The following is a 12858-nucleotide window of genomic DNA, read 5'->3' on the forward strand; positions in this document are numbered from 1 at the left end:
ATCAGAAGGGCGTCTAGGTCAGTCTTCACACACCGACCATGGACGCCCTTCGTCACGCTCGCAGCCAATCACCGAAATTCACATCAGCGATCTAGCCGTCCCCCTACCGACCCACGTCCTCCTCATCGGGTGGAGGAAGGACGGCACATGCGTCGTCGATTTCTCCCGTTGCGATCATGTCCTCCACCACGTCGATCATCGATGCCGTTCTGGTCGTCACGTTCCCGAGCAGAGAAGATCATCCGGATGGTTCCCGCTTATGCCGGCATGGAGCCCGCGAAGATCGATGTTGACGACTGGATGTATGAGTGGCTGCCTGACTTCAAGAGGCATGGCCTACTGATTGGGGCTAACTGGTCGGGGGCGCGAGCGGTGGGCTGGGACCTCGAGGTAGATCACGCGATTGCTCGGCTCGAAGCCGCACAGACATTCCGCGCGACCTCCCCAGACACGTAACAACATCACATGCTTGTTCCGCAGGAGTGAGTGAGACGTGAGCGGCGGTGGCGTCGTCGTAGCTGTGCCCCGCAGGGCATCTCTAGCTCTCGATGATCTTGGTCTGCCCGGCCGCGACGCGTGGGTTCAGCACGTCGGCGATCTGCCGGCTACGCGAAGAAGGCCTGCTCTGCACCGTGCTGAACCTCGTCGCTGCACGGGAACCCGTAGGTCCAGCCGGACTGCGCCGCGAGTGCCTGTCATCCGTACGTGCCTCCCACGTTGTAGTCATCGCCGGAGACGACGAGACGGAGATGACTGATGGACGACGGGTTCGCCAAGTACGTGGCGCATCGCCATCTACGGCTGTGCCGGATGGCGTACCTCCTCACCCGGGACTGGGGCACCGCCGAGGACCTGGTGCAGACGGCGTTGGCCAAGGCATGGGTGGCCTGGCGGCGGATCGAGGGCAACCCCGATCCGTACGTCTATCGCATCATCGTCAACACCCACGCCACCTGGTGGCGCCGGCTGTGGCGCGGCGAGGTGCCGGTCGAAACCCTGCCCGAGACGGCCGACCCGCAGGACCACGCGGCCGCCGTGGGGGACCAGGCGGCGCTGTGGAAAGCAATCGCCGCCCTGTCGCCCCGCCAGCGGGCGGTGATCGTCCTGCACTATTTCGAGGGACGGACGCTCACCCAGATCGCCGACATCATCGGCTGCTCGCTGGGCGCGGTCAAGAGCCAGCTCGGCAGGGCCCTGACCCGTCTGCGCGTCGATCCGGACATCCGCACCATGAACCTGGAGGAGCTCCAGCGATGAGGCACACGGAGAGCAACCTGCGCACGCTCCTGGACACGTACGCCCACGACGCGACCGGCAGGGAACCGGTCCCCCACCTCGACGCGATCCGCCGCCGAGGCCGCCGGATGCGGCGGGCCCGGCGTTCGCTGAACATCGGCGTGCTGGCCGTCGCCACCGCCGCTGCCGTCATGCTGACGGGCCCCGACCAGGCCGACCAGGCCGCGGTGGCCCAGCCGCCCAGCTCGGCGCGGATCCAGACGCCCCCGGAACCGCCTGAGACGTACCCCGTAGTGCTGGGAGCCGAGAGGTTCACCCTGCCCCTCATCCACTCCCAGCGCTTCGGTACGACAGGCGTCCGCCAGACCGTGACGTTCGCACCGACGAGCGTCTCCACCGGTTACAAGGTGGTTTGTGCTGACCCCAGGGCCTGGGTCGTCGTCTCCGTCCCGCTCAAGGGTGGTGAATCGGGCGGCACGTCCGGGCGGTGCGGAACCGGGGTGGGCGGCCACCACGACCGGCTGTCGGCACCAACCAAATGGCTCAAGGGCCGGCAGACGATCCAGATATGGGTCTTCCCCTCGGACGCCCCCGTCGTCAAGGTCGTCGAAGAACTCGGCCGCTGCCGGCCGTTCCAGAAGGGGGCGACGTGCGACGAGCGGGCGGCCGGCGTCTCGCTTCCCCGCCCGGACGTGCTCGAACGTCTCTCGGCGGAGGTCGGCGAGCGACCCGGCGAGTGGGCGGTCGGCGTCTACGACCGCCCGACCGCCGCTCCCACCACCGTCGATCGCTCCTGACCGCGGGGGACGATGGTGGATGGCGTCCCGCCCGACAGGGGCACCGGAAGAACGGGACCGCGGCCCTCTCCCTGAGACCGGTCCCGGACGGCGGGCGGGACACGGCGCGGGCGGGACACGGCGCGGGCGGGCGGCGTCTGCACTCAGGTGACGGGGAGCGTGGTTGATCACCACGTGTTCGGTGAGGCCAGTACGAACCGAATGTGGTCGGCAGCCGAAGTTCCTGCGCACCCGTCCCGCCCACTAGGCTCCAGCCGTGATCACGGTTGTCGACTACGACCCCACATGGCCGGATCGGTTCGAGGCGCTGCGCAGGGAGTACGCCATGGCGTTGGCAGCCGCCGAAGTCGCCGTGATCTCCATCGAACACGTCGGCAGCACGTCGGTCCCCGGGCTGGCCGCCAAGCCGATCATCGACTGCGACATCGTGGTGGCAGAGCAAGATGTCGCAGCCGCCACGGACGTCCTGATCGGCCTGGGGTTCTCGCCGTTGGGCGAGCTGGGGATCCCCCAGAGATGGGCGTTCAAGGAACCCGCACGACTCGCCGGGACCCACACCTACGTGATCGTTGACGGTTCGCTGTCGCTGCGCAATCACCTCGCGGTCAGAGACGTCCTGCGGACCAACTCGAGACTTCGCGACCAGTACGCCATGGTGAAGAAGCACGTCGCCGGGAACGCCGCCGACATGGACGACTACGGGCGAGGGAAGAACGCGACGGTGCAGGCCATCCTCGCGGAAGCCGGTCTGACTGACGCTGAACGAGCGTCGATAAACGACAACCAGGTGCCGTCACACGATGAGGTTCCGAGGTGACATGACCGGTCGCGAGATTTCGTCGGGCTCGGCGGGAAAAGGCGAGGTCAGGTGTAGTCCGCGTACGCCATGTGGATCCCGCAGTTGCGGCACCTGAACAGGTAGCCGGTCGGGTTTCCGTCTTTGTCGAGCGCGGCCAGGAATTCCTCCACCTGCCCGGAAGACCATCCGCCCGTGGATTGCTCGAAGCGCAGCATTTCCCGTGCATCCGGGTGAGCGACGAGCTCCGATGCCCCGACTGCGCCGAGGAAAGCAGCTCCGTCGCCACAATGGAACAGCCAACGGTTTCCCTGCCAGGTGGAGAAACCGGGGGTTCGGCGACCGATGACCTCGATCACCTCCGCCGGGACGCCGCCTGGGACGTCATACACGTCCACGAGGGTGGCATCGAAGCGGGTTGCGAGACTTCCGTCCGCGATGCACCAGGGGCATGGTTCGCCGGCGAGGGACTCGACGCAGTAGACCGGCCCTGTATAGACGTAGCCTCGCTGTCTCTCACAGCACACGCAGGCGGCATCAGATGCCGTCACCGATCCCGTATTGAGCGGGTCAGGGTGATAGGCGAAATCGGGCAGCATGGCGGTAGCGTACGCGGAGCTCATGGGGATCAGAGGCGCCGCGCCCGTTCACCCATGTCCTGATCGGCGGGTGACGCGTTGCCCGCCTCCGGTGCGCGGTCGGAGGCGGGCGTGGTGGGCGGGGGTGGGGGCGCAGTCAGGCGGGGAGCAGGCCGATGGCTGCCTTGGTCTGGCGGATCTTGGCGCCGGCCAGGTCGCGGGCTCGTTCGGCGCCGGACCGCAGGGCCTTCTGGACGTGGCCGGGGTCTTCCGACAGGTGCAGGTAGCGGTCGCGGATGGGGGTGAGGGTGGTCACCACCGCGTCGGCCACCGCCTCCTTGAGCTCGCCGTAGCGGTCGAACCGGGACGCCAGGTCCTCGGGGGCGCGGCCGGTGCAGGCGGCCAGGATGGCCAGCAGGTTCGAGACGCCGGGTTTGCGGTCGGGGTCGTACGCGACCGTGTTGTCCGCGTCGGTGACCGCGCGCATCACCTTGCGCCGCAGCACGTCGGGCTCGTCGAGCAGGCGCAGGACGCCGCCCGGCGTGGCGGCCGACTTGCTCATCTTGTCGGCGGGGGCCGTCAGGTCCATGAGACGGGCGGCCACCGGCGGGTTGACCGTCGTGGGCACGGTGAAGACGGGGGCGTACCGGGTGTTGAACCGCTGGGCGACGGTTCTGGCCAGCTCGACGTGCTGCCGTTGGTCCTCGCCGACGGGGACCTCGTCGGTGTCGTACAGCAGGATGTCGGCGGCCATGAGGATCGGGTACGTCAGCAGCGACATGCGGACCTGCTGCTGGCGGCCGGACTTCTCCTTGAACTGGATCATCCGCTGGGCCTCGCCGTAGCCCGTGGTGCATTCGAGCAGGTAGTGCAGTTCGGTGTGTTCCGGGACGTGCGACTGGACGAGGAACAGACAGGACTCGGGGTCCGTGCCGGCGGCCAGCAGCAGGGTGGCGAACTCCAGGGTTCGCCGGTGCACCTGGGTGGGGTCGTGGTCCAGGGTGAGCGCGTGCAGGTCGGAGATGAAGACGACGGTGTCCGTGGTGGTCTGTCCGGCGATGATCGGGGCGATGGCGCCGAAGTAGTTGCCGAGGTGCAGGTCGCCGGAGGGCGTGAAACCCGTGAGACGTCGTGGCATCGGTGGAGCTCCCTCAGGTCGGGAGCCGCCTATCGTCCTGGATCGGCCGAGGGATGAGGACACCGACGGGCCGCCCGGGACTGGGCGGCCGCTTTGTCAGGTCTGCGCGGATGAGCAGTGCCGCCCTGTTAGGGGCGCCACCAACCGAGAAATGAGTGGATCATCCGCATGACGCATACCGTACCACCCGGTTTGGAACGGGCGGGTCCGCCGGTTGATGACTATGGGAAACATCTGGCGGTTTGGTGGGGTGGTCCGGGATCATGCTGCCCGTGGCGATGCTCCGGCTGTTGGCGATAGGTCTTCTTGCCGGTGCCGCGGTGTGCCTGGTCCTGTGGCCGCCGCTACGTGAGGACGATTTTCAGCATGCGCGGCTCTCGACGCTGATGGTCCTGGAGATGGGGCAGTTCGTCACCGTGCCGATCGCGCTGGTCGTGGGGCTCGTGCTCGCCGTGCAAGGGGTGTGGGCGCGGACCCCTGGTTATCTGCTGGGGACGGTCACGACCCTTTTCGGGGTGCTGGTCGCCACTCAGGCATGGGCCATGGGCGAATGGGTCAGTACCGGCCCGCCCGGGATAGGCGATCCGGACGGCGAAAGCTTCTTGGCGTTTCTGGGCCTCTTCTCCGGTGCGGTGACTACGGTCGTCGGCCTGTCCATCTTGATGTTGCGATGGTCCGGCTACGATTCCCCGACCGCGCCGGTACGTCAGCGACGCCCGCGCAGGCGCAAGTGAATATTTTCGTGGTGCGAGGAGTCCGGTGAGACGTTGGTTCTGGCGGGTGCTGGTTGCGAGTGTCGTGGCGTTGTCGGGAATGGCCGGGCAGGCCGCGTCGGCCGAGGTGGAGCCCGGTCCCGCGGACGTCGCCGCTGACAACGGTGAAATCGCGGTGTTCCTCTGTACGCCCTCCGCGCGCAGGTGTGACAAACGGCATGCGACGGCGGGACAGCGGCGCGACATGGAGGCTTTCCTGAACTCCATGCCCGGCGTGACCGAGGTCCGGTTCGTGAGCCGGGCGGCGTCCTATGCGGGGTTCCGGCGGGAGTTCGCCGGTCAGCGGAGGATGCTGGCCGAGGTGCGGGCCAAGGACATGCCGGAGTCGTTCTGGATCCGGGTCTCCGAGGTGGCTGATCGGGCTCGCGTCGTGAATGCGGCGGATCGGCGGCCCGGGGTCGGGCTGGTGGTCGATCAGCTGGAGACCCGTCGCGTGGCCCGGTCGTACTGGAGTGTGGAAGTCTCCGTGTTCCTCTGCTTGGGCGATTCCTCCTTGCCCGAGTGCCGGCACGGGCGGGGAGGGGCGAACAAGAAAGCCGCCACCGCCAAGGAGAAGAAGGCGATCGTCGCCGTCATCGAGCGGATTCCCGGCCTCGAATCGTATGAATACGAGGACCAGAAGACGGCCTATCGCCACTTCGCCGAGACGTACGCGGACAATGAGACGTTGGTCGCGGCTACCAGGGTGTCGGACATGCCCGAGTCGTATCGGCTGTCGATACAGCCGGAGGTGAACCGCGGTCCCTGGCGCCACCGGCTCGCGAAGACGCCGGGGGTCAGCCAGGTGTGGGACCACGAGTGCGTGTCGCAAGGGGCGCGGCTCTGGTCCGAATACGGGCTGCAGAACGTCGAAGCCCGTACCCGGGAATGCGAGTAGCAGCGTCGACGCGCGAGCGTTCTGTTCAAGACCGCGGGTCGGCGTACGGCTGAGACTGCGCTCATGTCGCAACAGACCTTCACCCCCGCCCTCGGACGTCTGAAGTTCACCCGCCTGTACGACCCGGTCGTCGCCCTGACGCGGGAACGCCTGTGGCGCAGCCTGGTGGCCATGCACGTCGCCCCCAGGCCCGACGACACGATCGTGGACGTCGGCTGCGGCACCGGCTCGCAGGCCATGCTGCTCCACCGCCTCGAACCGCGGGCCCGGATCGTCGGCGTCGACCCCGATCCGGAAACGCTGGCCCAGGCGCGGCGCAAGAGCACGGCGAGCGGCACGGCCCCGGAATGGCGGCTCGGCATGGGGGACGCGCTGACCGGCCTGCTGGGGCCGGGTTCGGCCGCCACGGCGGTGTCGAGCCTGGTCCTCCACCAATGTCCGCTGCCGATGAAACGCGCGATCCTCGCCTCGATGCACGCCGTGCTGCGGCCGGGCGGCAAGCTGGTGATCGCCGACTACGGACGGCAGCGGACCGCGTCGATGCGGCTGGCGTTCCGTGTCGTGCAGCTGGCCGACGGGGTGCGGGACACGCAGCCCAACGCGGACGGCGTGCTGCCGGAGCTGATGACCGACGCGGGGTTCGCGGACGTCCGCGAGGCGGAGGTCGTGCGGACGGTGACCGGCTCAATCTCCGTCTACGTCGCCGCCCGCGGCTGACCGGCGCAGCAGCGGCAGCACGGTGGCCGGCGTGAGCCCCAGCATGTCGCGCAGCTGCCGGTGGAAGTGGGCCTGGTCGGCGAAGCCGCCGTCGAGCGCCGCCTCGGCGATCGAGCGGCCGTCGGCCAGGGCGCGGGCCGCGCGGGTGAGCCGCCGCCAGATGCGCCACCGGGCGAGCGGCATGCCGAGCTGCAGCCGGGCCAGTGCGCGCAGGCGTTGGGGGGAGAGCCCGGCCTGCGCGGCCGCTGCGGCGACCAGGAGGTTCCGCGACGTCAGCACCTCCATCGCCACCACCAGGCGCGGATCGAGCGCCCCGGACGGCCGAGGTGCCGCGACGAGACGGAAGTCCTCCTCACGGAGGGCATGCAGGTCGGCGGCCGCGGTGATCACGCCGCCGGTGGACGAGGTGCCGGGGCCCGCGGCGCAGCGGTCGCGCAGGGCGGACGCGTACGAGCACTGCGGCTCGACGAACCAGATGCGGACGTCCGGCGCCCCGGGCATGCGGTGCCGGACCATGGGCGGGATGATCAGGGCCGGGCCGCGATGACACGTCCCCCGCTCGTCGATGACGGCCACCTCACCCTCCACGGCGGTCGTCACCTGGTACGCGGCGTGACGATGGAGCGAGTTGTCCGCCGACGGCCCCTGGTACGACGCGTACCCCTCACCGATGAAGAACCGGCTCGTCATCCCTCAGCCCCCCTTCGCCGGACCACCGCCCATCGTGCCGGAGATCAGGACCTGGGGGATCAGCTCCATGTGGCGCGCTTGAGCACGCCGGCCAGCCCGTAGGTGTTCCAGGCGTCCACCACCAGGATCCTGGACTGCGGCAGGAACCACTCCTTCTCGTTCCACCGGGCGGTGGTGCGGCCGGTGTCGTTCGTCACGCAGCGGTTCGGCCAGGTGGTGTACTTCGCCTTGTGCCCGGCGCCCATCGGCCGCAGCCCGCGGTAGGACGCCTTCTCGCCGGGATACCAGCTCAGGTTGGAGTTGAACGGGCACGGGATCACCCCGCTGAACGGATGGAACTGCTGCTTGCCCGTGTACGTGACGGAACCGCCGCCGACCGGCACGTTCGTGTAGTCCTTCGGCCCGAAGATCCAGAAGCTCTCGCAGTCGGGCGCGAACGGCTCCGGCTTCTTGCACAACAACCCGGTCACCACCACGACGTGGTCGCCCGACCGGTACACCTTCCAGTCGGCGGGGATCCGCAGCGTCATGCCGCGGAAGGAGAGCGTCTTCCCGGCGGAGGAGGCCGAGGCTACGGACGCGGTCGCGGGCAGCACGGTGGCGGAGACAGCGGTCAGGGCGGCGAGGAGGAGAGGGATCTTTCTCATGGTTCGAGAAGATATGCACCGCAACTTGCGGAGGGCTGGCCATCCACTTGGAGGAGGTCCGTCGTGGGTGGGTATGGGGTAAAGCATGATCTTCCTGAGACGGGCCGTGCTGATGGCCGTCCTCGCCTTTCTGGTCATCCCGATCACCGAGGTCGTCGCCGCGCCGCAGCCGGCCGCGGCGCAGTCCGGCGCGCGCACCCGGGCAGGCGCCGAGGCCAGTGCGGCGCGGGCCCGGCGCATGCTGGCCCGGCTACGGGTCGCCAGGCCCTTATCCCTGCGCGGCTACACCCATCGCCGGTTCCAGCCCAAATGGGGACGTCACACGGGAAGGTGTGACGTACGCGAGACCGTCCTGGCGCGGGACGGGCGGCGGGTGCGCAGGAACGCGGCCTGCCACCCGGTCAAGGGCGTCTGGTACAGCCCGTACGACGGCAGGCGGTTGAAGAGCGAGCGCCTGGTGGACGTCGACCACGTCGTCCCGCTGGCCTACGCCTGGCGCTCCGGTGCCAAGAGGTGGAGCCAGGCGCGGCGGCGGGCCTTCGCCAACGACCTCACCCGTCCTGAGCTGGTCACCGTCAGCCATTCCGCCAACATCGCCAAGGGTGGGCAGGGGCCGCAGAGCTGGCGTCCGCGCCGCCGCGCCTACTGGTGCCGCTACGCGACCTCGTGGATCACCGTGAAGTACCACTACCGCCTGTTCGTGACGCGGAGCGAGCGCGTGGCGCTGTCCAACATGCTCCGCACCTGCGGCCGCTGACCGCACGTGCACCCGGCCGGCCGTACGTTCACGCCTGGCCGGGAGCGAGCAGTTCCTTGAGCGCCCGAGCCGTCGCGCGCGGGAAGGCCGTGTTGCCGTTGTGGCCGCCCGGCAGCGTGACCGGCTCGGTGCCGAGCAGCTCCGCCAGCGCGAGCGCGCAGCGGTAGGTGTGCACCGAAGGCCGGGTGGCACGGCCGATCGCCGGGATCACCCGGGTCCCGGTGCCCACCGTCTCCGCCGGGGCGAGGTCGTCCTCCATGACGGCCGTGAACTCCGTCCCGATGAAGAACCCGAAGTTGGCCTGCCGCCTGGCCGTGAGCGGCTGCGGGGTGAGCCCGTCCTCGCTCTCGTCGTGGGCCGGGTCGATGCCGAGGTGCCGGGTGATCGCGGGGACGGCCGCGGCCAGCCCCCCGGCCGCGAACGCCCGCTGGATGGCCGCCAGCTCGGCCACGTGCTCGGCTCGACCGGCGGCGGGCAGCAGGTTCGGCAGCACGGGTTCGTGCGCGATCAGCGTGCCGAGCACGCCGGGGTGGCGGGCCGCGACCCGCAGGCCGATCGCGCCTCCCATGCTGAACCCGGCCATCAGGGCGGGCCCGTCGGCGACCTCGGCGAGCAGCCGCGCGACGTCGTCGGCGTGGTCGGCCATGGTGACGGGCGGCGCGGCGGGGTCGAGGGTGCTGCGCGACAGGCCGCGCCGGTCGTAGGTGACGACGGTGAAGGCGTCGGCCAGGAGCGGCACGAGGTCGGCGGTGCGGTCGGCGTCGCCCTCGCCGCTCTGCGACAACAACAGGACCGGACCGCTGCCCTCGACCTGGAAGTGCAGGGTGGCGCCTGGGACGGGAAGGGCGTTCATGTGGGTCTCCTCCGCTAGAGAAAAGCATCTAAATCGATGCATCGATATAGATGTATCATGACTTCATGAACGGAGTCGAACTGTTCCTGCTCGGCCGCACCCTCATGAAGATCGGCGAGCAGGCGATGCCCCAGCCGAAGGGCGACGGCCTGCGCGGCTCGGTCCGTACGGTGCTCGTCGTCCTCGGTGACGTGGTCGCCCACCCCGGCACGACGGTCAGCGAGATCGCGGCGCGGACCGGCCTGCCGCAGAGCCAGGTGTCCACGGCCGTCGCCCGGCTGGAGTCCACGGGGTCGATCGAGGGTGTGCCCGATCCGGCCGACCGGCGGCGGCGGCTCATCCGTCCCGCGGCGACGCCGTCCGCCCGGGTCGCCGAGGTCAGGGCCGCCCCGATCGACGACGCCCTCGCCGCCGTCCTGCCCGATCCGGGCCCCGAAGCGGTCCGCGAGGTCACCGCCGCCCTGGAGGTGCTGGCCCGCCATCTCACGCCGGAGGTCGCCGCCCGCGTACGCGATGTCGAGGGGACGGCGGGCGTCCTACGATCTCAACCGTGAAGACACCGGCACCCAGTCTTTATGTCATCGTGTGCGCGGCCGGCCCGGCCGGCGACGTGGCCAGGCTCGTCGTCCCGGCCCAGGACGAGGGCTGGGCCGTCCAGGTCGTCGCCACGCCGTCGGCGCTCGGCTTCGTCGACGTGCCGGAGCTGGAGCGCCTGACCGGGCGCCCGGTCCGCAGCCGTTACCGCAGGCCGCACGAGCCCAGGCCGCCCAGGGCCGACGCGATCATCGTCGCTCCGGCCACGTACAACACGATCAACAAGTTCGCCATGGGCGTCGCCGACACCTACGCGCTCGGGCTGCTGGCCGAGGCTCCGGGGCTCGGCATCCCCGTGGTCGTCCTGCCGTTCGTCAACAGCGCGCTCGCCGCCCGCGCGCCCTTCCGGCGCAGCGTGGAGGAGCTGCGGTCGGAAGGGGTGCGCGTCCTGATCGGGCCGGGGCAGTTCGAGCCGCACGCCCCGAGCGCGGGCGACGGCAACGACACCTACGTCTGGGAGAGCGCCCTCACGGCGCTGCGTCCCTGACGCGAGGCCGGCCAGCTGCGGGCCCGCTTCGCCCGTCCGCGGGCCTTGTCGAACGAGATTCGCGAATGACATTCTGGAATTCGGAACCTCGTCCCCGGAGGACGCATGGACAAAGAAGCCCTCCGCCGCAAATACCTCGAAGAGCGCGACAAGCGGCTCCGCCCGGACGGCAACGACCAGTACGTCCGCCTAACCGGCCGCTTCGCCCACTACCTCGACGACCCGTACACGCCGAGGACCGAGCGCGAACCGAAGACCGACCACGTGACGGTGGCCGTCGTCGGCGGCGGGTTCGCCGGGCTCGTCACCGGCGCCCGGCTCAGGGAGGCGGGGGTCGACGACGTGCGGATCGTCGAGAAGGGCGGCGACTTCGGCGGCACCTGGTACTGGAACCGCTACCCGGGAGCCCAGTGCGACACCGCGTCGTTCGTGTACATGCCGCTCCTGGAGGAGACCGGCCACATGCCGACGGAGAAGTACGCGCACGCCCCCGAGATCCTCGAACACTGCCGCCGCATCGGCAAGCACTACGGTCTGTACGACGACGCGCTCTTCCACACCGAGGTCCAGGACCTGGAGTGGGACGCGTCCCGGTCGCGCTGGACCGTGCGCACGAACCGCGGCGACGCGTTCACCGCCCGGTTCGTGGTCATGGGCATCGGCCCGCTGCACGTGCCCAAACTCCCCGGCATCCCGGGCATCGACGAGTTTCGCGGGCACGCGTTCCACACCAGCCGCTGGGACTACGACTACACCGGCGGCGACCCGACGGGCGCGCCCATGGACCGGCTGGCGGACAAGCGCGTCGCCGTCATCGGCACGGGCGCGACGGCCGTCCAGTGCGTGCCGCACCTGGCCCGCGCCTGCGCCGAGCTGTACGTGTTCCAGCGCACCCCCTCCTCGGTGGACGTACGCGACAACCGGCCCACCGACCCCGCCTGGTTCGCCGGGATCGCCACCCCGGGCTGGCAGCAGCGCTGGCTGGAGAACTTCACCGGCAACCAGACCGGCGGCCTGGTCGACGAGGACCTGGTGATGGACGGCTGGACCGACATCGCCCGCCGCGTCCGCGCCCGCATCGCGGCCCTCCCGCCCGAGGACCTGACCGTGGAGAAGATGGCGCAGGCGTACGAGGACTCCGACTTCGAGAAGATGGAGGAGATCCGGGCCCGCGTAGACGCGATCGTCGCCGACCCGGAGACCGCCGCGAGGCTCAAGGCCTGGTACCGCCAGCTCTGCAAGCGTCCCTGCTTCCACGACGAGTACCTGCAGTCCTTCAACGTGCCGGGCACCCACCTGGTGGACACCGACGGCAAGGGCGTCGAGCGCGTCACCGGGCGCGGGGTGGTGGCCGCGGGCGTCGAGTACGAGGTCGACTGCGTCATCTACGCCTCGGGCTTCGAGGTGACCACCGACTACACCCGGCGTGCCGGCTATGAGCTGACCGGCCGCGACGGCGTCCGGCTCACCGACCGCTGGGCGGACGGCATGCGCACCCTGCACGGCATCCACGTGCACGGCTTCCCGAACGCCTTCGTCGTCCAGCCCACGCAGGGCGCGAACCTCATCTCCAACATCCCGCACAACCTCACCGAGGCCGGCCGGACGATCGCCATGATCGTCAGCCACGCGCTCGACCAGGGCTTCGACGAGGTCGAGGCGACGCGGGAGGCCGAGGACGACTGGATCGAGCTGCTGCTGTCGGGCCCCGGAAGCATCCTGGGCGCCTCCGCCGACTGCACGCCCGGCTACTACAACAACGAGGGCCACGACGCCGGCAGGAAGGGCCGGCTGAACATCGGCCATCCACAGGGGGCGATGGCGTACTTCGCCTACATCGACAGATGGCGCACGTCGGGCACGTTCGAGGGGCTGGAGTTCCGCAGGCACGCAGAGGCGGAATGATCCCGCCGCTCAC

At 69.7% G+C, this 12858-nt stretch carries 16 protein-coding genes; 11 read left to right on the forward strand and 5 right to left on the reverse strand.

The features are described from left to right. Positions 1-201 precede the first annotated feature (201 nt). The 4 genes from ABZ444_RS32715 (at position 202) to ABZ444_RS32730 (ending at position 2850) form a co-directional block, all read left to right on the forward strand. Complete coding sequence (locus ABZ444_RS32715; RefSeq protein WP_358005299.1) at positions 202-456, forward strand: DUF2750 domain-containing protein; 255 nt, start codon at positions 202-204, stop codon at positions 454-456. A 300-nt stretch (positions 457-756) separates the two neighbouring features. Beyond that, the gene (locus ABZ444_RS32720) at positions 757-1257 is read left to right on the forward strand and encodes a SigE family RNA polymerase sigma factor (protein ID WP_357982814.1); all 501 of its coding nucleotides are present in this window, start codon (positions 757-759) and stop codon (positions 1255-1257) included. Next, positions 1254-2033, forward strand: coding sequence for a hypothetical protein (locus ABZ444_RS32725; protein WP_358005302.1), 780 nt, complete (start codon positions 1254-1256; stop codon positions 2031-2033). Before ABZ444_RS32720 ends, ABZ444_RS32725 begins: the two co-directional genes overlap by 4 nt. Before the next feature lie 256 nt (positions 2034-2289). Continuing rightward, entirely contained in the window at positions 2290-2850 is a 561-nt protein-coding gene (locus ABZ444_RS32730; RefSeq protein ID WP_358005305.1) for a GrpB family protein, read from the forward strand. A 47-nt stretch (positions 2851-2897) separates the two neighbouring features. Here ABZ444_RS32730 and ABZ444_RS32735 read toward each other — a convergent pair whose 3' ends face one another. Together ABZ444_RS32735 and trpS are read right to left on the reverse strand one after the other, a co-directional pair. Next, a complete protein-coding gene (locus ABZ444_RS32735) occupies positions 2898-3428 on the reverse strand; it encodes a CbrC family protein (protein ID WP_358005308.1) in 531 nt (176 codons plus the stop codon). Positions 3429-3564: 136 nt separating this feature from the next. Continuing rightward, entirely contained in the window at positions 3565-4545 is a 981-nt protein-coding gene (trpS, locus tag ABZ444_RS32740) for a tryptophan--tRNA ligase (protein WP_358005311.1), read from the reverse strand. Between the two features lie 263 nt (positions 4546-4808). Here trpS and ABZ444_RS32745 point away from each other — a divergent pair, with 263 nt between their 5' ends. From ABZ444_RS32745 to ABZ444_RS32755, 3 genes are all read left to right on the forward strand, one after another. Then, positions 4809-5279: a hypothetical protein gene (locus tag ABZ444_RS32745; protein WP_358005314.1), complete on the forward strand. Its 471-nt coding sequence runs from the start codon at positions 4809-4811 to the stop codon at positions 5277-5279. A gap of 25 nt (positions 5280-5304) precedes the next feature. Beyond that, positions 5305-6195, forward strand: a complete 891-nt coding sequence (locus ABZ444_RS32750) for a permease-like cell division protein FtsX (protein ID WP_358005317.1) — start codon at positions 5305-5307, stop codon at positions 6193-6195. Between the two features lie 63 nt (positions 6196-6258). Continuing rightward, positions 6259-6912 carry a methyltransferase domain-containing protein gene (locus ABZ444_RS32755; RefSeq protein ID WP_358005320.1) on the forward strand — a complete coding sequence of 218 codons (654 nt, stop codon included), beginning with the start codon at positions 6259-6261 and terminating at the stop codon, positions 6910-6912. Here ABZ444_RS32755 and ABZ444_RS32760 read toward each other — a convergent pair. Both ABZ444_RS32760 and ABZ444_RS32765 read right to left on the reverse strand, forming a co-directional pair. Further along, positions 6880-7602, reverse strand: a complete 723-nt coding sequence (locus ABZ444_RS32760; RefSeq protein WP_358005323.1) for a helix-turn-helix domain-containing protein — start codon at positions 7600-7602, stop codon at positions 6880-6882. The genes ABZ444_RS32755 and ABZ444_RS32760 overlap by 33 nt on opposite strands. A 59-nt stretch (positions 7603-7661) precedes the next feature. Then, positions 7662-8249: a hypothetical protein gene (locus ABZ444_RS32765; protein ID WP_358005326.1), complete on the reverse strand. Its 588-nt coding sequence runs from the start codon at positions 8247-8249 to the stop codon at positions 7662-7664. A gap of 85 nt (positions 8250-8334) precedes the next feature. Between ABZ444_RS32765 and ABZ444_RS32770 the strand changes: the two genes are divergently transcribed. Then, entirely contained in the window at positions 8335-9006 is a 672-nt protein-coding gene (locus ABZ444_RS32770) for an HNH endonuclease family protein (RefSeq protein WP_358005329.1), read from the forward strand. A gap of 28 nt (positions 9007-9034) precedes the next feature. On the opposite strand, the gene ABZ444_RS32775 is transcribed toward ABZ444_RS32770, so the two are convergent. After that, entirely contained in the window at positions 9035-9859 is an 825-nt protein-coding gene (locus ABZ444_RS32775; protein ID WP_358005332.1) for an alpha/beta hydrolase, read from the reverse strand. A gap of 65 nt (positions 9860-9924) precedes the next feature. On the opposite strand from ABZ444_RS32775, the gene ABZ444_RS32780 reads away from it, so the two are divergent. The 3 genes from ABZ444_RS32780 to ABZ444_RS32790 all read left to right on the forward strand — a co-directional run bounded on the left by ABZ444_RS32780 (position 9925) and on the right by ABZ444_RS32790 (position 12845). Then, entirely contained in the window at positions 9925-10413 is a 489-nt protein-coding gene (locus ABZ444_RS32780) for a MarR family transcriptional regulator (RefSeq protein ID WP_358005335.1), read from the forward strand. Further along, the gene (locus ABZ444_RS32785) at positions 10410-10940 is read left to right on the forward strand and encodes a flavoprotein (RefSeq protein WP_358005338.1); all 531 of its coding nucleotides are present in this window, start codon (positions 10410-10412) and stop codon (positions 10938-10940) included. The genes ABZ444_RS32780 and ABZ444_RS32785 overlap by 4 nt, the downstream gene beginning before the upstream one ends. Before the next feature lie 105 nt (positions 10941-11045). Continuing rightward, positions 11046-12845, forward strand: coding sequence for an NAD(P)/FAD-dependent oxidoreductase (locus ABZ444_RS32790; protein ID WP_358005341.1), 1800 nt, complete (start codon positions 11046-11048; stop codon positions 12843-12845). Positions 12846-12858: the final 13 nt, after the last annotated feature.

It is taken from the genome of Nonomuraea sp. NPDC005730 (genome assembly GCF_040630865.1).
Taxonomy (GTDB): Bacteria; Actinomycetota; Actinomycetes; order Streptosporangiales; family Streptosporangiaceae; genus Nonomuraea.